22 protein-coding genes and 1 pseudogene are annotated in these 21,803 nt (G+C 51.4%); 4 read left to right on the forward strand and 19 right to left on the reverse strand.

Annotated features, from left to right (window positions below; all coding sequences use genetic code 11):
* Positions 1-29: 29 nt before the first annotated feature.
* The 16 genes from AC5S16_RS18185 to AC5S16_RS18260 form a co-directional block, all read right to left on the reverse strand.
* The gene (locus AC5S16_RS18185; protein ID WP_493931529.1) at positions 30-803 is read right to left on the reverse strand and encodes an EscT/YscT/HrcT family type III secretion system export apparatus protein; all 774 of its coding nucleotides are present in this window, start codon (positions 801-803) and stop codon (positions 30-32) included.
* Positions 804-859: 56 nt separating this feature from the next.
* Positions 860-1,126 (reverse strand): flagellar biosynthesis protein FliQ, encoded by a 267-nt coding sequence (gene fliQ, locus AC5S16_RS18190; RefSeq protein WP_493931530.1) that lies wholly within the window; start codon positions 1,124-1,126, stop codon positions 860-862.
* A 22-nt stretch (positions 1,127-1,148) separates the two neighbouring features.
* The gene (locus AC5S16_RS18195) at positions 1,149-1,925 is read right to left on the reverse strand and encodes a hypothetical protein (protein ID WP_493931531.1); all 777 of its coding nucleotides are present in this window, start codon (positions 1,923-1,925) and stop codon (positions 1,149-1,151) included.
* A gap of 29 nt (positions 1,926-1,954) precedes the next feature.
* Positions 1,955-2,359 carry a flagellar biosynthetic protein FliO gene (locus AC5S16_RS18200; protein ID WP_493931532.1) on the reverse strand — a complete coding sequence of 135 codons (405 nt, stop codon included), beginning with the start codon at positions 2,357-2,359 and terminating at the stop codon, positions 1,955-1,957.
* Between the two features lies 1 nt (position 2,360).
* On the reverse strand, positions 2,361-3,689 hold the full coding sequence (gene sctQ, locus AC5S16_RS18205; RefSeq protein ID WP_493931533.1) for a type III secretion system cytoplasmic ring protein SctQ: 1,329 nt from the start codon (positions 3,687-3,689) through the stop codon (positions 2,361-2,363).
* A gap of 109 nt (positions 3,690-3,798) precedes the next feature.
* Positions 3,799-4,404 carry a flagellar hook-length control protein FliK gene (locus AC5S16_RS18210; protein ID WP_493931534.1) on the reverse strand — a complete coding sequence of 202 codons (606 nt, stop codon included), beginning with the start codon at positions 4,402-4,404 and terminating at the stop codon, positions 3,799-3,801.
* Positions 4,401-4,886 (reverse strand): hypothetical protein, encoded by a 486-nt coding sequence (locus AC5S16_RS18215; protein ID WP_493931535.1) that lies wholly within the window; start codon positions 4,884-4,886, stop codon positions 4,401-4,403. The genes AC5S16_RS18210 and AC5S16_RS18215 overlap by 4 nt, the downstream gene beginning before the upstream one ends.
* Position 4,887: 1 nt before the next feature.
* On the reverse strand, positions 4,888-6,219 hold the full coding sequence (gene sctN / locus AC5S16_RS18220) for a type III secretion system ATPase SctN (protein WP_493931536.1): 1,332 nt from the start codon (positions 6,217-6,219) through the stop codon (positions 4,888-4,890).
* Entirely contained in the window at positions 6,203-6,832 is a 630-nt protein-coding gene (locus tag AC5S16_RS18225) for a FliH/SctL family protein (RefSeq protein WP_493931537.1), read from the reverse strand. The genes sctN and AC5S16_RS18225 overlap by 17 nt, the downstream gene beginning before the upstream one ends.
* Before the next feature lie 292 nt (positions 6,833-7,124).
* Complete coding sequence (locus AC5S16_RS18230) at positions 7,125-7,928, reverse strand: hypothetical protein (RefSeq protein ID WP_493931538.1); 804 nt, start codon at positions 7,926-7,928, stop codon at positions 7,125-7,127.
* Positions 7,929-7,940: 12 nt separating this feature from the next.
* Positions 7,941-8,477 (reverse strand): hypothetical protein, encoded by a 537-nt coding sequence (locus AC5S16_RS18235; protein ID WP_493931539.1) that lies wholly within the window; start codon positions 8,475-8,477, stop codon positions 7,941-7,943.
* 18 nt (positions 8,478-8,495) lie between these two features.
* Positions 8,496-9,209 carry a sigma-70 family RNA polymerase sigma factor gene (locus AC5S16_RS18240; protein ID WP_493931540.1) on the reverse strand — a complete coding sequence of 238 codons (714 nt, stop codon included), beginning with the start codon at positions 9,207-9,209 and terminating at the stop codon, positions 8,496-8,498.
* Entirely contained in the window at positions 9,206-10,129 is a 924-nt protein-coding gene (locus AC5S16_RS18245) for a protein kinase domain-containing protein (RefSeq protein WP_493931541.1), read from the reverse strand. The genes AC5S16_RS18240 and AC5S16_RS18245 overlap by 4 nt, the downstream gene beginning before the upstream one ends.
* Before the next feature lie 158 nt (positions 10,130-10,287).
* Entirely contained in the window at positions 10,288-11,055 is a 768-nt protein-coding gene (locus AC5S16_RS18250) for a protein phosphatase 2C domain-containing protein (RefSeq protein ID WP_493931542.1), read from the reverse strand.
* A gap of 2 nt (positions 11,056-11,057) precedes the next feature.
* On the reverse strand, positions 11,058-12,248 hold the full coding sequence (locus AC5S16_RS18255; protein WP_493931543.1) for a hypothetical protein: 1,191 nt from the start codon (positions 12,246-12,248) through the stop codon (positions 11,058-11,060).
* Positions 12,245-15,229: a protein kinase domain-containing protein gene (locus AC5S16_RS18260; RefSeq protein WP_493931544.1), complete on the reverse strand. Its 2,985-nt coding sequence runs from the start codon at positions 15,227-15,229 to the stop codon at positions 12,245-12,247. Before AC5S16_RS18260 ends, AC5S16_RS18255 begins: the two co-directional genes overlap by 4 nt.
* A gap of 496 nt (positions 15,230-15,725) precedes the next feature.
* On the opposite strand from AC5S16_RS18260, the gene AC5S16_RS18265 reads away from it, so the two are divergent.
* Positions 15,726-16,307 (forward strand): sigma-70 family RNA polymerase sigma factor, encoded by a 582-nt coding sequence (locus tag AC5S16_RS18265; protein WP_493931545.1) that lies wholly within the window; start codon positions 15,726-15,728, stop codon positions 16,305-16,307.
* A gap of 51 nt (positions 16,308-16,358) precedes the next feature.
* Here the strand turns inward: AC5S16_RS18265 and AC5S16_RS18270 are convergent, their stop codons facing one another.
* The 3 genes from AC5S16_RS18270 to AC5S16_RS18280 all read right to left on the reverse strand — a co-directional run bounded on the left by AC5S16_RS18270 (position 16,359) and on the right by AC5S16_RS18280 (position 19,520).
* Positions 16,359-18,239 carry a winged helix-turn-helix domain-containing protein gene (locus AC5S16_RS18270; RefSeq protein ID WP_493931546.1) on the reverse strand — a complete coding sequence of 627 codons (1,881 nt, stop codon included), beginning with the start codon at positions 18,237-18,239 and terminating at the stop codon, positions 16,359-16,361.
* 264 nt (positions 18,240-18,503) lie between these two features.
* Positions 18,504-18,806, reverse strand: coding sequence for a putative quinol monooxygenase (locus AC5S16_RS18275; RefSeq protein WP_493931547.1), 303 nt, complete (start codon positions 18,804-18,806; stop codon positions 18,504-18,506).
* Positions 18,807-18,893: 87 nt separating this feature from the next.
* On the reverse strand, positions 18,894-19,520 hold the full coding sequence (locus AC5S16_RS18280; RefSeq protein ID WP_493931548.1) for a DUF3455 domain-containing protein: 627 nt from the start codon (positions 19,518-19,520) through the stop codon (positions 18,894-18,896).
* 559 nt (positions 19,521-20,079) lie between these two features.
* On the opposite strand from AC5S16_RS18280, the gene AC5S16_RS18285 reads away from it, so the two are divergent.
* The 3 genes and pseudogenes from AC5S16_RS18285 to AC5S16_RS18295 all read left to right on the forward strand — a co-directional run bounded on the left by AC5S16_RS18285 (position 20,080) and on the right by AC5S16_RS18295 (position 21,663).
* Positions 20,080-20,640: a sigma-70 family RNA polymerase sigma factor gene (locus AC5S16_RS18285; protein ID WP_493931549.1), complete on the forward strand. Its 561-nt coding sequence runs from the start codon at positions 20,080-20,082 to the stop codon at positions 20,638-20,640.
* Positions 20,641-20,793: 153 nt separating this feature from the next.
* Positions 20,794-20,895 (forward strand): annotated as a pseudogene (locus tag AC5S16_RS18290) (hypothetical protein); the annotation flags it as partial.
* A gap of 48 nt (positions 20,896-20,943) precedes the next feature.
* Positions 20,944-21,663 (forward strand): hypothetical protein, encoded by a 720-nt coding sequence (locus AC5S16_RS18295; protein WP_493931791.1) that lies wholly within the window; start codon positions 20,944-20,946, stop codon positions 21,661-21,663.
* Positions 21,664-21,803 lie beyond the last annotated feature (140 nt).

A 21,803-nucleotide genomic window follows, 5' to 3' on the forward strand; every position in this document is an offset into this window, starting at 1 on the left:
TGAGGGGTGGCAGATAGGTTGCTAGCTAGTCAGCGTAGGCTTTTTACAATGTGGTCGATTGACGGGATTGTCGATGCAAGAAACTGCTGGAGTCTCTGAAAAAAGAACCCTGCCGAGATAAGGAAAACTGCAAGCCCTATCCAGGACTTCGCAGTGTGTGCATCATTGCTGATATGAATCGATGAAGCGACCTTCTGAAGGCTTCCGAAAGAAATGTCGATCAGAAAGATTGTCAGGACAACCGGCGCACAGAGTTGTGCGCCCACAAGTATGGCTGACGCGCTGATGCGAACAAATTCACTTGCCACTGGAATCAGCCCTGCGGCGAAATGCGGCATCTGAACTGGCGGTATTATCAGGAAACTATCTGCCATGCTTTTCAGGAAGAGAAGATGTCCGCCCAGCAGGAGAAACAAAACGATAGAAGCCTGAATCTGGAGGTTTCCCAGAGCGGAAACATTGCCGGGCAACTGCGGCGCCAGGTATGTGATCTGATTCAATCCTCTCTGCGTGTCGATGATAGTTCCGGCAATCTGGACCCCAAAGAAAATCATCTGCGAGATGAAACCAATCATCATGCCTACGATGAATTCCTTGCCAAGCAGAGCGAAGTACACCAGGGACGAATTGGGAAGCGGACCGCTGAATTTTGCCAGCGTTGGATACAAAACCGTAGCAGTAATTGCTGCCAGACCTACCTTGGCCTGGGTTTGCAGTGTCTGCCCACCCATAAAAGGAGCGAGGCTCAAAGCTGCGATCAGACGCGTAAAAACAAGAAAGAACAGCAGTAGGAATGAATTCACATTGACATGAATTCCTGCGCTTTGCAGAAGATTCTGCAGCGTCGGCAGCAACTCCATCAATGCACCAGCACGATCGAGTTCAGAATAGTCTGCGCAAACTGAACTGCCTGCCTCAGCATCCAGGGGCCGAGGATAGCAATGGACAGAAAGACCGTGATCAGTTTAGGCACATAGCTGAGCGTTTGTTCCTGGATCTGGGTTGTTGCCTGCAGAATGCTGATGACGACTCCTACCAGGAGACTGATCAGCATTGGCCCGGCTGACAGCAGCAGCACCATCATCAGGGCCTCGCGCAGAATTGTGATAATTGCTTCTGTATTCATAAGGACCAATCTCCATTGCAGCTCAAACGTAGCTGAGCACTAGACCGCGGATGATGAGGAACCATCCGTCTACAAGGACAAACAGCAGGAGTTTGAACGGCAATGAAATAACGCTCGGAGAAAGCATGCTCATACCCATCGCGAGCAATATGTTCGCAATCACCATATCGATGATGACGAAAGGAATGAAGATAAGGAATCCGACTTCGAAGGCCTCTTTCAACTGACTCGTCACAAAGGCAGGAATGACGACTTGAAAATCATCCTTGGAAAGTGCTGGAGAGGGTGGCGGTATTGGCACGGCCGCGGCTTGATTCACGGCATTATTCACTGGCGGCGTTGCCTGTGTGCTTGAAACAGGTGCCGTAGCAGCTGCCGGAACTGCTGGTGGATTTGCCATAGCGGGCTTTGCCTGGGCTTTATTGGCTTCCTGGTCGAGCCGCTTCGCGAGCTCAATAAAGAGAATCCTGTCTTCATCATGCGAATGCTTGACCAGAAAGTGCCGAAGCGGTTCCCGTCCCCGACCTATAGCTTCAAACAGACTCTTGACGCTCGACTCGGAAAACATATCCCGGGTTTCCGCAATAGAACCCGCAGCAGCATACATCTGTTTCGCCACCGGCGTCATGATGAAAAAGCTCAATACGAAAGCGATCCCGGTGATGACCTGATTTGGCGGCACTGACTGTGTGCCGAGAGCGTTACGCAAGATAGAAAGCACAACAGATATCTTGACGAACGACGTCAACATAATCAGCACAAACGGTGCCAGGGTAAGTGCACCCAGGACAATCACCATAACGACTGGATTAGGAAGAGAGCTTGCTGTCATAGAGATTTATCCTGTTTCCGCTCTGCAAGGTTCCGCGTGATGCGCTGGAAAGCAGAGTCTCTTGTAGCGCCGCTCTGGGCCTGCGTATCGCTCTCTTCAAAATCTTCTGAATTAAGTGTCGTCATAAAGTGAACTGCATCTCCGGAAGTCGCCAGAAGGACAACAGCCTTACCTGTTTTTACGAGGTAGAGCGTTTTTCTGGGTTCCAACGAATATCTTGCAAATACATGAATCTGGTTCGAAACAGATGCTGCATAACCTGTAACCTTCGGGAGCAAAACTTTAGCTCCAACGAGCGCAAGCAAGCAGATTCCGCCAAGCACAAGCAGAGTCTTGGCATAGTCGAGCCACATGCTCGATGAAGCAGCCGCTTCAAGCATTGCTACACAGAACAGCGACATTTCAGGCCTTCCGCCAGCGCGTAATCTGAACACCGAGACGGTTGTCTATCTCAACCAGATCTCCGGCGCCTAGCACTTTGCCATTCGCCACCAACTGCGCTGTTCCGGTGTTTTCTCCGTCGAGTTCAATAATGCTTCCTTCAGCCAGGCCTTCCAGGTCTTTAAGAGAGATTTCAACCTGGCTTAAAACAACGTGTATACGAACAGGAAGATCACCTAACTCGACCTTTCCCGTCTCTTCCATTTCGTTCTGAGAATTCGTGGTTTCTTCCATACGAACACTCCTTTCAAAGGGTTCCTTAATTTCAAAATGACGCGGACTGTTTTCATTCCGCACAGCGCGCCACCCACGTTCCGGCGTGTGGCCCGCTGTGCTTCTCGGCAGAACGAATTCTGTTTCTGGCGTGTAAAGCAGCGTGTCGCCTGGTTCCATATCTTCGAGATCGCTCGCTGCAAAATTGACGAAACCAACACGAACCATGACCTGCCACCTGAGCTGTTCTTTCATGCTGGTATTTAGTCTGACAGCTGGTGCGTCTTGCAGTCTCCGTAAGCATGTATCCGGAAGAAAAAGCAGAATGCTGCCCTGGGCATGGGCCAAACGCATGGATGCTTCCAATGTAAGGCCAGGCCCGTCATGCATCGTAAAGCGGCTGCTGGGCACAAGAAGGCATTGAAAAGGAAATCGGAGCGTGCGATTTGCCCGCTCAAGAATACTGACCACCACAAACTCAAACAGGCCTGAATCGGCCTCGGCAAATTCCGAGATAGGATCCCTCATCAGGCGCGAAAGAATGGTCTTCAAGAATGGTCGAGCGAGTGCGATCACTGCATTTCCCATGTCGGGATGAATGCGAAACTGGAAGAGGCACAGGTCTGACCCGAGCCCAGAGACAAACTCAGATGCTGCACTAGGGCTGAGGCGGCTAGAATATGTCAGCTTTACTTCGTTATCGCGAGTCCATAATTCCTGCGGATTTACCCGAAGGACATAGGGAAAGATGAGCACCTCATCTCCGCTTGCCAAACGGCGCGCGTGACCAGGTTCGAGTTTTTGGCGATTTACATAGGTGCCGCTCGCGCTTTCAAGGTCCTCGATGTAAAAACCGTCCTCGCGCTCAACAATGCGTGCATGCTGTCGGCTGATCGAGCGCAGTGGAAGCGAAATGTCGTTGTCACTGGTCCTGCCAATCGAGATTTGTTTTTGCTCAAACGCATATTTTTGTGTTTGTTCGCCATGGAGCTCACTGGATTGGGTAATCTCGAGTCTTTGGCCGGACGGCACTTCAAGAAGCTCCTGCAGAGTATCTTCCACCCAGGTCTTCCACAAGGAAACATCCTTGAACAATCTTCCATATGCATTGATGGAAGCCGCCTGGCTTGCTGTGTATCTGCGCAGACTGCGAAAGAGCGCGGGCTTTACCATTGTCTGCGTCAGTTCAGGCGCCAGCATATCCGTTCCTCCGCATCACGGGCACACTATGAGAGGAGACCGTGATGTTCCGAATCTTTACTCCCTTGCCTGTCAATGCTTCCTTAAGCTCTCCAGTATGCTGGCTGAGCAGGTTCGATACATTTTCAGACTGCGTAACGAAATGGATGGCCATTTCCCCATCCTGCTGTCGAATCTGCACCTGCAGACCTTCGAGCGTCTTTGAATCGAAGGTGATGTTGACTCCCTCTGTCTTTCCTCCCTGTTTAACAAGGTCGATCTGCTGCCCTATTTCATTCGCCAGCTTTTCGATTTGAGGAACAGTGCTGGCGCCTGATTGCGCGGTCTTCCCGGCATCTGAGGTCTGCAGCTGAGGAACACGCGAAGAGGCATCATTTGCGCCCAGAAGATTCATAGATTGTGGATCAGCTGCCTCCTGAGAACTCTTCGATTGAGGAGTGCCGGCATCTCCTTTACTACTGCCCTGTTTCTGCTGGTTCTGTTCCTGTTTGCTCTTCATGAGCTGAGAGAAACGATCGGAGGTTTTCCTGTCGTCACTCCGGCGTGTGCCGTTCTGTTTCGTCTCGTTGACTGTCTCTGCAGAAATTCTCATATCCTTGCCCGCCTGCTGAGATGCATGACATTTCCAATCTCGTCCTGCTCCAGCTCTTCCTTATATGCAGCTTCCTGAAGGAAGTGCTTCTCTGCCTTCTGCCTGTACTTCTCAAGAACTTCCACTTCGCGCCGCCGCTCATCGAGTGCTGCCCGTGCTTCCTGAACTGCATCACTCGCCTGATCGACAAAGACCTGCTGGGAAAGCGCTCCCGACTGTGCTGCCTGTACATCAAGCTTCAGTCCAAGCAGGAAGTCACTCTGCTTTGTGAGTGTAGAGCCTGCCTGAATACTTGTGAATCGTTCCGTACGTTTCCGCTGGTAAAGCTTCTCTGCATGCTTCACTTCTTCTTCCAACTCCTTCAGCGTCTGCTGCTCTTCCGCAAACTCTCTTTCGCGCAGTGTCAGCAACTCTTCAGCATGTTGTTTTGCTTCAGTCCGCTGATCGAGAAGCGCCTGAAGGCGAAACTGAAAGGCCGGCATGCTACTCCGTAAACATCGCGCACAGCTTTTCTACAGATTCTGTCCGCGGCATCTTTTCATCTGTGGCCTGCTGTAGAAATCGGTTGATGTCGTCGATCCTCAGGATTGCATCGTCGGTTCGCGGATCTGATCCGGTCTGGTAAGCGCCCAGTGCGATCAGGTCTTTCTGCTTGTTGTAAGTTGCGAGCACTCCACGCATGGCAGAGGCTGCCTTACGATGTTCTTTCGTAGCAACTGCAGTCATGACGCGGCTCACGCTTCCGAGTACATCAATGGCCGGAAAGTGACCGGCTCCCGCCATCTCGCGTGATAAGATGATGTGACCATCGAGGATTGATCGAACTTCATCTGCCACGGGCTCATTCATATCATCACCGGCAACAAGCACCGTATAGAAAGCAGTGATGGAGCCTTTATCAGAGTTCCCTGCCCGCTCTAATAATCTCGGGAGCTCTGCAAATACTGATGGAGTATAGCCGGCACGCGCAGGAGGCTCACCGCAGGCAAGTCCAACTTCACGCTGCGCACGCGCAAAGCGCGTGACCGAGTCCATCATGAGCATGACCTTCTTGCCCTGATTGCGAAAGTACTCGGCAATGGCCGTGCCGACATAACCTGCTTTGAGCCTGACCAACGAAGGCTCATTCGAAGTTGCGCAGACGATAATCGAGCGCTTCAGTCCCTCCGGGCCTAAGTCCTGCTCGAGGAAATCACGAACTTCTCGTCCGCGTTCGCCCACAAGAGTGATCACGTTCACATCAGCTTCCGTGTTGCGGGCGATCATACCGAGCAGCGTACTTTTGCCGACACCTGCTGCTGCAAACAAGCCGATGCGCTGTCCTTCTCCACAGGCGAGCAGCGAATCAATGGCACGTACACCTACTGAAATGGGCTTGTTTACACGATTGCGATGCAGTGGGTCGGGCGCTTCCTGGTACACCGCGTATTCTTCACTGGCGGTGATTGGCCCCTTGAACTCAGCATCCATAGGCTCACCCAGTCCATTGAGCACTCGCCCCAGAAGCTCGTTGCCAACTTTTACACTCAGGTATTTGCCAGTAGGAACCACCTCGCTTTGCGGCCCGATATCCACCAGCGCTCCAAGCGGCATGAGAAGTACGTCGCCATTCTCAAAGCCGACAACTTCCGCCTTTACAGGATGCGGAGAGCGCGGGTTATAGATCAGGCACAGTTCCCCTATCCATGCATCAGGAACAGTGGCTCGAATCAGTAGTCCGACAAGCGCCTTTACACGGCCTTTGACGACAAATAAAGAAGAGCCGTCTATCTCGGACAGATATCTGTCGAGCTCGAAACTAGCTGTTGCTGCCACCAAGCCTCCGCAACAAGGCGTTTTCTATCGACGCCAACTGTGTGTCGATCTGAGCATCGATGATGCCCAGATCACTTTCCACGATGCATCCACCAACTGCAATGGAAGGGTTTCCAATCACAACGAGCTCTCCTACTTCAGCGCTCAACATCTTCAGAGCTCCTGCTTTTTCGCGCAGTGCAGCTTCATCGGAAGGATTCACCTTGATGGTGACTCTTCTTTCACTGCGTACAGACCGAAGCGCTTCTTTTACAGTCTCAAGAACAATGCCTGCATCTTGCTCTACGCTGCGGGCTATGATTTTTCTGGCGACAGCAACCGCCAGCTTTACAAGTTCAGCTTCATGCATGGCGAGAAACTCTTCCCGCTGCTTCCAGGCACTCGCAAGAGCATCGTTCCATTGGTCCAGCCCAGCCGCATAGCCCTGCGCTCTGCTCTCTTTCAGAACCTTTTCTTTTTCTAGCTGGGCCTCCTCAAACAGGCGCTCGGCCTGCCCTCTGGCTTTCGCCAGAATGTCCCCAGCCTCGAGAGATGCCTCATGCACCTCTTTCGTGATTCTGGACACCGCAGGCGTGCCGTTATTTGCATGAACCTTGATGACGTTAGCGCTCATCGGACTCTTTCTTTAAAACGGCCTAGTCAGCCAGGTATATAGTTTTGGCGAGATGCGCTCGACCTGTAGGCCGGTCCGCTTCCTAGCGCTCTCTCGTTGGCGGTCGAGCTGATCTTCTCGAAGAGTTCTGAATTGCTTACGAATCTCTTCCGCAGACATCTTTTTGGCCTTCTCTACAATGGACTGCACATCCGAACGGCGCTCTTCCGATAGCAGCGACATCAGATCGCTCCTTGCTTCGCCTCCGCGCAGAAGCAAAATATATGCAAATGCAGATGCACTCATAAACTACTTACGCCTTAACTATCTCGGATGAGCTAGCTTGTGCTTTTGCGAGCTGCTTCTCAAGCGCCTTGATTTTGAATTTCCTCTGTTGACTGAGTGAGAGTACCAACAGGGCGGCGAGACCTGCTGCTCCTGCCAATCCGACAGCTGCGATCTCAATCCAGGCGGTTACTGAAAGCGGACCAAATATCTCTGTTGGGATCGGCTTGATCTCAACTCTCTTGAATACAACTGCTACATTCGCAGATGTAAGGCCCTCAATACTTTTAGCTATTAAGGCTTGAACTTCTATCTCTTTCAAGGGCGGTTGGTCACCACGAAACTGTATCAAGGCAGATGCGGTCGGTGGAGCCTGTTCACTCTTGTCTATCAGCGGCGTGTTATCAGGTAGAACCACTTGCACTCGCGCGTCTACTACTCCGGGAATTGAATCCAGTGTGCGCATCAATTCTCCATTCAGGCCAGAAAGCAGACGCGCCTTTTCCTCCGATGCAGTAGGAATCATGCCGGAATTTGCAAATACGTCATCCAGCCCCTTTACTTTTTCGCGAGGAAGGCCGTTCTCGCTGAGAATTTTCCACGCCCTGATCAGGGTGTCGTTCTGACCACGCACATTCACCACCCACGCAGCAGAGTCTTTCTTCTGCGTGGGATCAAGCTCCGTTGTCGCATTAATCCCGTTCTCCCGCAGGAGCACTACGATCTGCTGTGCATCGTTCTCGGTTAAACCTGTTTCCAGTTGCCGAGTACAGCCAGTAAGAGACATCAGCAGTACCGCCATTAAAGAGCTACAGTAAAATGCTTTTTTCATTTGCCTTTCCAATTACACCTGTGTTTGCAGAAGAGTTTTCACTCCGCTCGCAGCCTGGCCAACCATCTTTGAGAGCACACCGATGTTTTCATTCATGCTGTATACCTGCTGCTGCAAAGACAGCCATTGCTGCGGACTGGCATTCGGCGGCAAGGTCTTTGCGGCCGCATCAAGCCGGGTGTACTGGTGCTCGATGCTTGTTAATCTGTTTTGAATACCCTGCATCGAATTCATTCCCGGAGTCGCTTCAATACGCTCTTTCAACTGGGCCAAGTGGTGCTGGCTTGCTGTGAGATTCTGGTGCACGCGATCTGGCACAGGCATGGCGGCATTCTGTGTACGATCTACAGCTTGAGCACCATTGCTTGCAGCGGTAGAGTTTGACGGAGACACTGACATGTCTGGCGACGATGCCTTGCCAGAGGCGTCTTTTAACTGGCTGCTGATTTTGTCGAACCTTGAGGGGCCGCTTTTTGTTGGCTGGCCACCGGCATCCGGTTCTTGAGAATCAGGCAGCGTTGTCGTCAGCTTATTGACTACAGGGTCCATGATCGCCTCAGTTATCGGTTATTCAGAACAAAGAGTTGCTTGCAGAGGAATGGTTCGTGCTCTGCCGCGAGAGGAAGGTAGCCGTTTTTGATCGGATGACATTTGAGGCTCCTGCAAAATCTTGCGGACCATAGCAAGAGCCTGCGCATGAATACGCGAAACCCATGACTTTGACAGATTCAGCTGCTTGCCAATGCTGACAAGTGAAAGGTCCTCATAGTAATGCGCGCGCAGCACAAACCGATGGCGATTCGGCAACTGGAGAATTGCCTCTTGTATGGCTGCGGATTCTTCATTCTTTATGACATGGGCTGCCGGCGACTCCGTCACAGCCGACACAGGCTCTGTATACGTGCTATCCAGAGAAACAAAATAAGCAGCGCCTTCCAGAGGAGAGGAGCTATCTTCAGTCTCTTTCCATGGGGCGCGAGTTTCCTGAAGCGGTGTTTCTTCCAAGAATTCCTCAGCCAAGGAAGTATCGGGCGCGCATTTCAGATGAGAAGCGTGCCATGACTTGCGTACTTCATCGAAAATTGCGCCGCGTATCCTGTAATATGCGAAGGTCGCGAAAGATGCGCTCCTTGTTGGATCATAGCTGCGGGCTGCCTGTACAAGACCGAACTCAGCAGCTCGTTCCAGATCAGCGCGTGTGATATTTGGAGGGTACTTGCCCATAAGTTCAGCGGCTATGGCATGTGCGTATCCAAGATGGCTTTCGATTAACTCATTCATTGTTCAAGTCCCGATCCTTTTCTGCTATTTGGTGACTGCTGGGCCCGAGCGGAATTGGCCCGCTCAGCTCCTCCTTGTCTTAAAACCTGCTGTATACCTGAATGTCTGTGATTCACACGCAGCAGTACTCGCAGAATACTGCGCATTGAGCTCACAAGCCCGCCCCAATAGTTATCAGCTTTCTGGGCGACAGATGTTCTTTGCGACATATACGGATCGTCACTGCCTTGCAACATCGAAAGATCGCTGATCATCATCGTTGCCTGCGAGGCACCACCAATTGTGTTGGCAACCCAATGAAAATCCGTGATTCTCTTCGAAGGTTCTTTTGCCATCATTCCCTCGATGACATTGGACAATACTGAGGGGAATCCATTGATCAGCTTGCTGAGCGGCTTCGCGTGCTTTGTCTTGTCAGCATGCCAGGCGAGCCAGCCAAATTTGCCCTGCACGACCACATCCAAGAACTGCCGTTCAAAAAGATCGACTCCAAGAAACATCTCATAGAACACGAACCCGAGAATGTAACTGTCGAGCAGGCCGCTCTCGACCTGGCCGGTAGTATCCTCAACCATCTCCGGAGCGGAATACTTCGAGGAACTAAGTACGACAGTCATTCCTGAATCTGGTCGAGCCAGAGTAGAAAGCTCAACAGTGCCGTCGTCCCTAAGAAAAATATTTCGAGGATCCAGGTTGCACCGCTGCCCCTTGTTTGTGCGATGCACTTCTTCTACGGCCACAATTACACTCAGGAAAGTAGAAAGCATCGGCTCGGTAGGGGCTGGTTTGGATGAGAGAAGGCGGTTAAGAGTGTTTCCACCTTGGCGTTGCTCCGAGTATGCCCGATCCTTGTATGTTGAACCGATGCGACTCGCCATTCGTCCCCCTAAAGCAATTGCTAACTCGACCGCGACAGGCATGCGGTGGCTCTCACTAGTAACAATGCAAAGAGAGCAACTTTATTCCAGAACAACACGACAACTTACTCTTACGACTAAGATGGATTCCTAAGAGGGGGAATAAATACAAAAGGCCCGCCTAAGACTTGGCAGGCCTCCAGCGATAAGAATGATTCGAGTCAGCGAATACGCAATAGCAGGCAGGTGACATTGTCTTCTGCTCCGCCTCCGTGAGCAATTGCAATCAGACTGCGACATGCTTCATCAAGATCGGAATGCGCGTAAATCTCCATCGCGAGTTTGTCTGCATCTGCGTAACGGGTCAGACCATCTGTTGTCAGCAGTACCGTGTCTTCCGGTTCAAGATTGATGGAGAAAAAATCGGGTTTCACGTGCGCATCCACTCCTATCGCACGGGTAATGATCTGCTGTAGCCGCGCAGATGTGATCCCGCTCGCGCCAGCCATTCCTCTCCGCATCTGCTCTGCGGCATAAGAATGGTCTTCAGTAATCTGCACACAGTCCTCATCTCTCAGAAAATATGCGCGGCTATCGCCAACATTACCGATAAGGAGTTTGTCGTGCAGGATGCATGCCGCTACCAAAGTGGTCCCCATACCGCGCAGTTTGCGATCCTGTTGCGCCAGATTCCACACTGCTTCGTTTGCACTGGCGATAGCAGAGTATAGCCGCTCTTCCGAGTCCATCTCGCGTGAGCACAACTCTTTATATGTCCGCAGGGTAAGTTCAACAGCCGTGCTACTGGCAACTTCTCCAGCAGCCACTCCTCCCATGCCATCGCATACGACAAAGATGTTGGCGTCTGGGTCGTAGCCGAAGCTGTCCTCATTGTTTGCACGGCGGCGCCCAATATCCGAGAGAACCGCTACATCTATTTGCAACTCGGTCATCATTCCCATCACTTTATTTCTCTGGTGATCGATCATTACTAATTGCCTATTTGCATCCACTGCGTAAAGACTTTTGGAGACAGAGCTGACTCTATAGGGATGTAGTGAAGTTGTTTGGCGAGCATGAACTGAGCCCGCGCTTGCTGGCGCAACATATCAACCTGAGGCTGGTTTTGGGCAGAGGTCAACAGAGCCTGCATCAGCAGTGAAGCCCCCAGGTAGAAATGCGCAGCACCGGCATACTGCTTTTCTTCGCCCTGCAGATACGCACTGAAGGCATCGTTTGCACGCAAAAAGTGCGACGCATAGAAATCTACGATCCCCTCTTTCAGATTGTCGTCCATCGCTTTTGAATCTTCCTGTGCCTGTCCAGGCTGCTGCTTGCCGGTAACAGAAACCGACTGCGCAGTATTGGACATCTCATTGTGGTGTGCCGCATCAAGTGAATTCCTAGCTTTGACCACGTGGTTTGCTTTTGCCGGCTGCTGTGTCAGTTTGCTTTGCATCGCTGACTGCTGCTGCGCCTTAGCTGCTTCGATTCGAGCTTCCGCGGCCTTCACCTCTCGCAAACGCTCCACCGGATTGCCGGGGCCGTTCTGCTGGATCACTGCAGCGAACTGATATTTCTGTTCAGCCCCTTTGAGGTCACCGACACGAAACATGGCATCAGCCTGCTTCATATTGTCGCGATAAATACTAATGTTGGTCAGCAACTGGTTTGTGGCAGACTGAATTGCTGGCGCATGGACAAGTTTCGCCTGCGCCTCCGCCATGTCGAAATCTCCATGAAAATAGGCGGCACGAGCTGTATTGAAGGCGGCTAGACTTGAAGGATCAACAGGAGTCCCGCCATGAATACCAATCTGCGCCTGTCGTATAAGCTCCTGTGCTTCAGCCCTGTTTGGCCCAAAGGTGATTTTCTGCAGGTCCCGCAATGCTCCCGGATAATCTTTACGTTGTAATTCCGTGCGGCCCATTGCTAGGTCCGCCTGGAATTGTGCGAACATTTTGGATAGATTGTCCTTCGCCTGATCGCATTTCTTCCTGTATTTTTTTTGATCAAGGTCAGCAGCTTGGCAAAGATAATTGACTTCGGTCTGCAGATCGTTAGAGGCTTTCGCACTGTTTGCGAAATCTCGCAGTTGATCTGCACTTTTGCCTGCCTCCTGCCCTTGGGCCAACAGTGTTGCCGCTGCTAAAAATAATGCTGCACTCCATTTCACACTCATGGTTGCCTTCCCTTCAGCACCTGTGCCGTATCAGGCACTCCCATATCGGCGGCACAGAGGTGCTCGTTTGCAGACACATTGCACTCCACTGTTTGCTGCTTGTTATCCGTGCCAGCAAAGGTAACTTTGTAGACTCCACTATTTACTCCCTCAAGGCGTAATGGTGTGGTCTGATCTCCCTCTGGCAGAGCAATGTTCTTGCCCACCTGGTCCTGAATACTGACAATTTTTGCCCAGGGTGAAGCATTTATTTCTATGTCAGTCGGCGCACCTGCAGACGCTAGGTCGTGAGACTTTGGTGCTGGCGGAGATACAGTGATCGTATTCTGAGGAGACGATGTTTCATGCTGCCAATAAAATAACCCTGCAATTCCAAGCGCTGCGATGACTGCTATAGAACCCGCTGCATACCATTTCACTTTGCTACGCTTGTCCGGCGAACTGACCTTTGCACTCTGCGCAGCCATACATTCTTGCTGTAACTGCTGCCACTCGCTACGAACCTGTGCCCTTGCGAAGGGTAGTGCGGATTCAGCGTCTCTCAATGCCCGGTCGGCTTTTTTAGCGGAATGGCTCCTCAGTTGGCGTTGCGCGACTTGTATTGCATCACGCACTATCTTAGTTGCTCTCTGCTCGCGCCTTGATTCGCATGTTTGTTTGGCGGTAAAAACTGCGCTCTCGCCATGCTGTTTGGCCAAATCCTCTAAAGGACGCATGCAGCTGTCCAGCCTGCCTGCCGCTATTGCCTTGTCGCACGCAGTTACAGCCTTGTCGACAGCGGCACGAATCTCCATGGGCTGACGCTCTGCTGCAGCTTTTGCTTTTGCCGCCTCTTCTTCCTCTTTTGCACGAGCGTCCTTTGCCTGCTCCTGTAGCGCAGGCGTTACTTTGCGGGGCAGTACTTGAAATACCTCGGTAAACTTTGCCGTTGACTCAGATTGCCCATTGTCCTGGCCCTGATTTTGTGACGGCTTTTCAAGCAACATTGCCGCTTCAGCAACACTGTTAGCTGGCACGCTCTGCTCGAGACTAGCTGGTACCTGCACGAATGGAACAGTTTTCAGTAGCTCTTGCGTGTCTTGCAGTTCTTCGTTGGACTGCGTCTTTTTACGGAAAGCAGCCGCTGCTTCATCACGTTGAGGACGATTCGCGCTCTTCTGAATGTCTTTTAAATGATCCAGTAGTCTCGTCCGGAATTGAATCAGTGTATCGCTGTCTGGGGCTTCTTTGAGTCCTTGCTCGATCACCTGCAAAGCCTGCTCGGGATGATCCACAAATAGCTGCTGCGCTTCTAGGACAGCCTTCCGTACAGTCTCCTGGATACCCGCTTCTCTCTTCTGTTCTTCAATTTGCGATTTGAGTCCCAGCAACGACTGGTCTCCAGGAAGAATTTCGAGCGCACGCGTGACGTGATCATCGGCTGAAGCAAAATCTTCGCGATCGAGGGCCTCCCTGACATTTGAACCGGCCTGTTCTCTTAGATTCTTTTGGCGTTCTTCCTTCTGCCGAGCAGTTACCGAAAACAGCAATTCCTGCACTTCCTGACGATCTGGGTCGATTTCCACCGCTTCGCGCAAACGCGAGATTGCTTCCGTATATCGTTGCTTACTGTTATCTACGCGCGCTTCGTGCACTAACTCTTCCACGCGCAATTGTTGTTGCCTGCGTTTCGCCTCCCGTAGCAAATCGGAGTACGCATTTCGTAATTCCGTATTGCGTTCGTCGATCTGCAAGGCCTGATCCAGGCAATCCTGCGCTTTTGTCAGATCACCAAGGTTGCGGGCCTCGTCGGCCTGCTTCCACAGCGCAAGGACTTGCTGCTGCTGTATTTTCTGCGTTTGCGCGTATTTCAGCCGCTCATCCAGATGGAATGTGTCCTCCGCATCCAATTTTTGAGCTTTTTCCAGAAGAGTGACGGCCTCGTTCCATCGACGACCATTAGCAGCATCCTGGGCCTGCTCTACGATCTGGCGTAGCTGCTCGCTACGATGCATGTCTGTCAACCGATCTTGCACATTCCCCAATAATGTCTTTGTCTCAGAGTTACCCGGGTCGATCCGTTGCACCTGCATGAGCACAGTGCGCGCGCTAGCATATTGATTTTCATCTGTGAGCCGTTGAGCCGTTTCAAGTAATGCTCCTACACGATCGTGCTTCAGACCTTCTGCTAATGCCCGGAGATCAATGGCCATTTCCTCCGCAGTTGCGTAACGCATTTCAACTTGTTTCGCCAGGGCTTTGTCGAACACACGGTTCACCCCGTCGGGCAGGTCTTGAATATGCTCTTCCAGAGGAACAAACGGCTCGTGGATCACGCGGTACAAGGACGATATATCGCCGCCCTTAAAAGGCAGCTCGCCCGTGAGCATCTCATATAAAATCACGCCTACAGACCAGATATCAGCCCTTCCATCGCTGGCCTCGCCTTTGAGGCGCTCAGGCGAAATGTAGTGGAAGGTGCCGAGGAGCGTGTTTGTTTTGGTTAGCTGCCGGGTTTGATCGGCAAGACGGGCAATGCCGAAATCCACAATCGTGACGCGCCCATCCGGACGCACCAGAATATTGGCAGGCTTAATATCTCGGTGAAGAACTCCGTGCTCATGAGCATGACCGAGGCCTGCACAAAGTTGCTCAACTATGGAGATTGCTTCCAGCAATGGCAGGCGCTTTCGCAGGCGCAGCATATGCTCAAGCGAGTCGCCTTCGACAAATTCCATTGCAATGAATGGATTCCCTTCATGCTCCCCGACTTCGTACACGGTGACGATATTTGGGTGACTCAGGATTCCAGACTTTGCTTCAATATAGAAACGTTCCCGCAGCTCAGGAGTGACTTCAGTGAGGGTCTTGATCGCTACGCGTCTCCCGATCAACCGATCTTCTCCCTGGTACACCACGCCCATGCCACCGCGCCCGATCTCACCGGTGACACGGTATCTTCCGATCTTCTCTATCTCACTGGTTGACACTTTTGCCGTCATACAAGACTTCCCCTCTGCTGCTCATGACGTGGCTCGGTAATTCGCTATGGCTTATAGCCGATCGTTTTCAATAACACCACCGAATGGACTTTATTCCATCCGTTCAGGCACAGCGAGAGCCTCTTCTGAGTAATCCGTACAGTAAGCATTTGGGGTGGTTTCAGGTGGAGCGAATAAATCCCGTGTTATCTATGCTCTATTTATTTACCTATCTCCACAGCGACAATCGGCCGTCACGTGCGTGACGCTTAATCGTCACAAAAAATCAACGGGAGAAAGACGGAGGCTTCATACTTTGAATCTCTTCTCTTTCGTATCTTGAAACTGTTATGTACGCAGGTTTTTAATATTTCGGCTCTTTGAGAAACCTTTGGACGGAAGGATGACCACAGACTGTCCAGAGTCCTATATGCAGTTGTGGTAACACACACCTGCGTGGTCCCTTGAAATAACTTCTACCCGGGCCCCTAAAATTTCTCAACGAGAGTGAACTAACATGTCGCAGAAGTACGATGGACAGGATGAGACAGACACCCTGGATATCGAATATGTAGATAGCCTGTATAGCTATGCATTGATTTTGACCCGTAACCGTGCAGCGGCAGAAGACCTGGTTCAGGAAACCTATGTTCGTGCCATACCGGCAGCAAAAGGGCTCCGAGCGGGCAGCAATATCAAGGCATGGCTGTTCACCATTCTGAGGAATCTCTGGCTCAACGAGTTGAGAAGAATGCGGCGCAGTCCTCAAGCATATGAGATCAGGGCAGACAGCGACACTGTGCATTGCATCCCGGAGCCGTCCAGGAACTCCCACGATCTGTATGTGGGCAAGTTGGAAGCGGAGCAGGTGCGAGCAGCCATTCAACAATTGCCTGAAAAGTTTCGCGAGATCATTCTGCTAAGGGAATATGAAGATCTGTCGTATGAGGAAATTGCGGATATGCTGAATTGCCCAGTCGGAACTGTGATGTCTCGATTGGGCCGGGCACGAGCAAAGCTGCGTACATTACTCGTGGAAGATAGCAGCAACCTGTTTTGCCTGGAACATGAGGTAGAAAATGAAGGATTGCGACGATAGTCTGCAGGCCATTGCTGATTGCGGGCGAGTAACTATATATATGCTGGAACCCTATTGCGGCAGCCGCATTTTCGTGAGGAGTGCAGTAAACCTAGGATCGTGGTGCAGGGTCTTCAATAAGGGATCGATCTTGAGATCGGTCAAGCCGCCATCGCGTTGACTGTAGGCGTGCTCCAGCCACTCAAACGATTTGTCCGGTTCACCGCGAAAAGCATACACCTGGGCGATCTGAAAGGCTGACTCACCTCCATACTTTGCAATAAGGAGGTTCAATGCAGCATCAGAATCCTGTTCACGCCCGAGCGCATGATAAACCAATGCTTGCCCTGTGAGTTTTCCCCACTCGTTTGATTCCTTGTCTATTTCTGCGAGCGCCTCCTGCGGCTTGCCTTGTGCAATGAAGATTTTTCCTAACGCGACATGAGCCAGAGAAACCTGCGGATTCAGGTCCAGGGCTTCTTGCAATCTGGCTCTAGCTTCATCGTACCGGTCAGCTACATACAACAGGTGTCCCAACCCTAAATGGAAGTCGGGACGAAGAGGATCCAGTGCAATCGCTTGTTCATACAACTTAATGGCCTCGTCCAGATTACCCAACTCCCTCGACAGATATGAACGTAAATGGAAGATCTCGGCACTGCCGGGTTCCAGATCAGCCGCTTTCATAAGCGAGGTATTGGCTGCGCCCCAATCCCAGTCGTAGTCGTTCTGAGTTCTTGCCAAAGCCAGATAGCCTGAAGCCGAGGCTGGATCGAGTTCAATCGCACGTTCTGCATCGTCGCGGGCTTTGCGGGAGCCTTCTGTGATATCGATCAGACTGAACCCGGCCATCCTGTTCTGTATCGCCGCGCGCAGAGCCCAGGCCGGTGCGTACTTTTCATCGAGCACGATTGACTGATCTGCGTAAGCAAGCGCTTTGCTGAGTCCGTCCTTGCTGTATCCCTGGCCAAGCAGATAATTCGCTTGCAGATAAGCTTGATATGCTTTTGGATCGGACGTAGGCAAAGTTGAAGTAACAGGTTGACCGTGGCTCCCAAGTAATTTGACCCGCAACGCCTGGGTCGCAGACCGGGCGATCTCGTCCTGTATCGCGAAAATATCGTTGATCTCCCGATCGTATGTCTGCGACCAGAGCTGAAAGCCATCGTCTGCCTTGATCAGCTCTGCGGTGATACGCACATGGTTACCATCGCGACGCACACTTCCCTCAAGAACATTGGCAACACCGAGCTTCTGCCCAACGGTGCGCAGGTCTTCATTCCTGCCTTTGAACTGAAAGGCCGAAGAACGGCCAACTACCTTGAGACCTGAAACTTTGGCGAGGTCGTTAATCAATTCCTCGGAAAGCCCATCAGAAAAATACTCCTGGTCTTTGCGAGCGCTCATATCTACAAAGGGCAGAACAGCGATGGACGTGTTGTTCAATGCTGAAAGATTCAGCCCATTCCTTGCCGCCCGAAAGTGCCTAACCAAAGCCGCTGCCATCACTACTGTCAGCATTGGTATTAAAGCAAGCCACAACCAATGTTTCCCCGATGAAGGCTTCGCTTCTAAATGAATAGTAGCAACGTGAACTGCTTCTTCCGGTGTTTTAGATATGCTCGGATTAGGCAGCTCGACCACATCTTCATCTGTTACGGGAGCAACGAACCGGTATCCCCGCTTAGGCAAAGTTTCAACAAACACTGGGCTCTCAGGTCGATCGCCCAAAGCTTTTCGAATTTCCAGAATATATTTTCTGAGAACCTCGGGATTGACGTAGGTCTCCGGCCATAATGCTTCGAGGATTTCGTCTTGCGTTACAAGCTGTCCCGCATGCTCGATCAGATACGTAAGCACATCAAAGGATTTTGGCGCCAGAGGTACCCGCTCCCCATCGCGCCACAGAATGTGGTTTGTCGCATCCAGACGGAACGCTTTGAATGATTTCATCCGATAGACCTGCTCTTACTTTTGCACTGGGCGTCCGGAAGGCAACCACTATATTTGCTGTCATCTCGCGATTGCAGCATTTGCAACTACTGAGCACGTCATCACAGGTGTGATTGTGCACGTCATGAAAATTTAACAAGGGACCTAGAGTTCACTATACGCGAAAATCGACATGTCCGAAGCAACAGATTAGCCTGCAGCTCCATTGCTTCAACTGCTATGCAATAAGGTTTGCGCCTTGTTGCACGGCAGCAATACTTCAATTCACAATGGAAGCTTCACACCCAGAATCTGTACTCGCTCAATCACTGGAGATGCGTCAAGCAGATGCGGAGCCTGCGCCATAAGAGCCTGGGCGATGGGCCCATCGAGATGCTTCTGCCGCCCCGTCTCATCGGCGAATGCATCGAATATAGCAAATGTGGTTTCACTGATTCTCAGCGCGAACCACAGCGGTGTAGTCGCCTCCTGGTTGGCTAGTTGGAGTCCCTGCGCAAGGAATTCGGCAACCTCATTTTCTTTACCGGGCTTTGCTTCCAAGCGGACAAATAGACCAAGTGCAAGCATTTCAAATCTCCTTTGAGCCTGAATGGCTAATCTGAGACTAGATCTTGACACTTCCATAGACAAGAATGGCTCGGCGCAAGTTTCAGCTCATGGCAAAGAGGAACTATAAAACAAATAAGTTGCAGTATAGGGAACCCGCAATTCCCTGCCCTCGCTGCAAGCTTCCTGAGGAGCATTTCCACCATGCGTCTCTGTGCGCTGAACAAAATCTACCCTCTCCAACTTTCCGGTAGCGCGTATAGACTGAAGCAATAACCAGGGAACAGAAGCCAGGTCCGATGAAGCTCGTTTGCCCACCGCATTTGCGTGCACCTGGCTGCCATCGTGAAGCTCCCAGGTGGGACCTGCGTAATGCCTGCCGATCAAATGCCCCTGTTCGTCAAACAGTCTGGCATCTGGCGCCTGTAGCGTCCACTTTTGACTGATGCAGTCGTAGATTTGGACTCCTTCTCCGATTGCTTTCAACACAAGTGAAGAGTTTGCAGGCACGTCAATCGAATCTTTCATGCTCTGAGCAGATATACTGGGTATCGAACAGAACCTGGTCAATATAAAAGCAAAGAACAGAATACTTCGAATATTGTAGAGGAATCTTCTCTTCCTGCTTAGTCGTGGTATTTGATCAGAGGTGAACAATTCGCCCCCAGTATGATGATTTACCAGATATCTGTCGTCTTGAACCAGTTCGGTTGCGTTGAAACGCATATTTGACATCTGGTCGGCTCTCCTATGAACAGAACAAGCAGACAGCTCATTTATTCCACATGGATTTACAGGAGAGTAAAGCTCATGGCTGCAAACACCCTGCCTTTGCTGTGAGTGCTGCATTAAAACACGATGAAATGCTTCAGTCCGCTAAGGTCGGCGAGAATGAATATAGAATATGAAGTCGAGTCAACAGCCTCTTTCGTTATCTAAAAAAGAAAATGTCTCTGGCCGTGCTCTCCGCGCATCCGGATAGATACACTAAGCTCACGACAACAACTAGGGCTTTAGTAAAAACACAGAAATATGAAATTTATTCCCGAAATATCTGCAGAGAAATCTAAGAAATGAGAAGCACTGAAGACCGTAACTATCCGGCCTGATGCTGCACCATTCCGTTAATGGCCATCATCCAAATATGTGAATACTCCCTCGGGTTGTCATCTGAAGTGATCGATTTTCAAATACACGAAGACAGGTTGTGCAAGAAATCTCACCCACTCCGGAACTCTGAAAACGATCCCTCGACAATCTTCACAAAACAAGGTTCCTGCTGCTGGAGGAGAGGATGAGCGCTCATTCGCAGCTCGCTGTGAATTTGAGCGAGTACCTGGACGGTCTCTACAGCTACGCTTTGATGCTCAGCCGAAATACCGCTCAGGCGGAAGACATGGTGCAGGAAACGTGTCTGCGCGCTCTTCGTGCGATGGATAAACTCCGTCCGGACAGCAATGAAAAGAGCTGGCTGTTTACGATCCTGCGCAATATCTGGCTCAACTATCTCCGGCAATCGCGGACGGCGCCTGCAATGGTCGAGCTTGATCTGGACGAGAACCGAGCCGTAGATCCAGCAAAAGATCCTCACGCGGCCTACATCAGCAGCGTCGAAACCGAACAGGTGCGCGCTGCCATCCAGCAACTTCCCGTCGAATACCGTGAGATCATCATCCTGCGCGAGTACGAAGAGCTTTCTTATCAAGAGATTGCTGCAATTCTGGAATGTCCTATTGGAACAGTTATGTCGCGGCTGGCAAGAGCGCGCTCCAGAATCCGGGAGTTACTTCTTGCCCCGGCACCAGTTCATTCAGAACGCAAAGGCACCAGCGATGCCGAGGAAACGATAGCATAAGATGGAACGATAAACTGGACGAGAGGAGCGTCGCAGGCTGAAAAATTCACTAATTTTCTTGAAGACAGGAATATTTCCCTGCCCCGCGTGTTTTGTCATAGGCGACACAGCTTTAACACCTCTTCCATGGCCAAGAAGAGGGGAGGATGCCGAATGAGCTCCTGTGACGAGTATCGTGTCAAGACTTTACTTTTCCTGGATAACGACCTGCACGGGCAAGAGCTAGAAGAATTTCTCGCTCATCTTGAAACTTGCGCGGATTGCCGCGAGCACGTAGAGGCGGAAGAATCACTATCACGCCTTATGCGCCGCTCCCGACCACTGTATTCAGCCCCGGATGCGCTGCGCGCTCGTGTGTCCGCAGCCATGGAGCAGACTGACAAAAAAGTCCGTCCAGACTCTTACAAGCATCTGTCGCAAATACTGCAAAGGGCCTTCGCCATTCCTGCACGCAGAATGCTTGCGCCGGCAGCCCTGGTCCTCCTCGTCGCACTGTTTATCGCATTTACCCCGAATGTCGTGCGCCAGGCGCGCGCCACAAGCTACGTGGAAACTGCTGTCGCAACACACCGCAGTTATGTAGATGGCGAACTTCCTCTTCAATTGCAAACAAGCTCGTCGGAAGAGGCGACGGCATGGTTTGCGGATAAGGTTCCCTTCCCGTTCCGCCTTCCCAATGCTCAGACTGTTCCCGGCAGCACGCCCATGTACCAGTTGACCGGCGCAGGCCTGGTGCATTACCGCGGAAATCCGGTCGCTCTTGTCACCTACGAGAAACAGAATGAAAAAATCAGCCTTTTGGTTGCGTCCAGTAATTCTGCCGTAGTAGCTGGCGGAGATGAAATTCACTCCGGCCCCCTGACCTTTCACTATCGTGTGCAGGATCGCTTCAGAGTTATCACCTGGACCACTCACGGTCTCTCGTATGCCATGGTGTTCTCCGGTACAGGCTCGGCTCAGCAATCCTGCTTGGTTTGCCATCAGAACATGGCCGACCATCGTAATTTCGGGTCAGGCCAGTAATCAGAAATCTGGATCAGAGCTCTTTGGCTGGACAATGCTTGTAACAAATCCGTAGGGTGTCGGCTATCCATCACGAATTCATCAGAGGAGAGATGGCTCAGGATTCTCTCTTTTTATCAAGAGCCATCTCACAAATAAGA

The sequence above is a fragment of the Acidobacterium sp. FHG110202_01 genome, from assembly GCF_059115305.1.

Excerpts from the sequence above, each read along its gene's own strand:
- fliQ (WP_493931530.1), bottom strand. The coding sequence starts at position 1,126 with ATGAATACAGAAGCAATTATCACAATTCTGCGCGAGGCCCTGATGATG.
- AC5S16_RS18195 (WP_493931531.1), bottom strand. The coding sequence starts at position 1,925 with ATGGTGATTGTCCTGGGTGCACTTACCCTGGCACCGTTTGTGCTGATT.
- AC5S16_RS18200 (WP_493931532.1), bottom strand. The coding sequence starts at position 2,359 with ATGTCGCTGTTCTGTGTAGCAATGCTTGAAGCGGCTGCTTCATCGAGC.
- AC5S16_RS18210 (WP_493931534.1), bottom strand. The coding sequence starts at position 4,404 with ATGAGAATTTCTGCAGAGACAGTCAACGAGACGAAACAGAACGGCACA.
- AC5S16_RS18215 (WP_493931535.1), bottom strand. The coding sequence starts at position 4,886 with ATGCCGGCCTTTCAGTTTCGCCTTCAGGCGCTTCTCGATCAGCGGACT.
- AC5S16_RS18225 (WP_493931537.1), bottom strand. The coding sequence starts at position 6,832 with ATGAGCGCTAACGTCATCAAGGTTCATGCAAATAACGGCACGCCTGCG.
- AC5S16_RS18230 (WP_493931538.1), bottom strand. The coding sequence starts at position 7,928 with ATGAAAAAAGCATTTTACTGTAGCTCTTTAATGGCGGTACTGCTGATG.
- AC5S16_RS18235 (WP_493931539.1), bottom strand. The coding sequence starts at position 8,477 with ATGGACCCTGTAGTCAATAAGCTGACGACAACGCTGCCTGATTCTCAA.
- AC5S16_RS18240 (WP_493931540.1), bottom strand. The coding sequence starts at position 9,209 with ATGAATGAGTTAATCGAAAGCCATCTTGGATACGCACATGCCATAGCC.
- AC5S16_RS18245 (WP_493931541.1), bottom strand. The coding sequence starts at position 10,129 with ATGCCTGTCGCGGTCGAGTTAGCAATTGCTTTAGGGGGACGAATGGCG.
- AC5S16_RS18250 (WP_493931542.1), bottom strand. The coding sequence starts at position 11,055 with ATGATCGATCACCAGAGAAATAAAGTGATGGGAATGATGACCGAGTTG.
- AC5S16_RS18255 (WP_493931543.1), bottom strand. The coding sequence starts at position 12,248 with ATGAGTGTGAAATGGAGTGCAGCATTATTTTTAGCAGCGGCAACACTG.
- AC5S16_RS18260 (WP_493931544.1), bottom strand. The coding sequence starts at position 15,229 with ATGACGGCAAAAGTGTCAACCAGTGAGATAGAGAAGATCGGAAGATAC.
- AC5S16_RS18265 (WP_493931545.1), top strand. The coding sequence starts at position 15,726 with ATGTCGCAGAAGTACGATGGACAGGATGAGACAGACACCCTGGATATC.
- AC5S16_RS18270 (WP_493931546.1), bottom strand. The coding sequence starts at position 18,239 with ATGAAATCATTCAAAGCGTTCCGTCTGGATGCGACAAACCACATTCTG.
- AC5S16_RS18275 (WP_493931547.1), bottom strand. The coding sequence starts at position 18,806 with ATGCTTGCACTTGGTCTATTTGTCCGCTTGGAAGCAAAGCCCGGTAAA.
- AC5S16_RS18280 (WP_493931548.1), bottom strand. The coding sequence starts at position 19,520 with ATGTCAAATATGCGTTTCAACGCAACCGAACTGGTTCAAGACGACAGA.
- AC5S16_RS18285 (WP_493931549.1), top strand. The coding sequence starts at position 20,080 with ATGAGCGCTCATTCGCAGCTCGCTGTGAATTTGAGCGAGTACCTGGAC.
- AC5S16_RS18295 (WP_493931791.1), top strand. The coding sequence starts at position 20,944 with ATGCGCCGCTCCCGACCACTGTATTCAGCCCCGGATGCGCTGCGCGCT.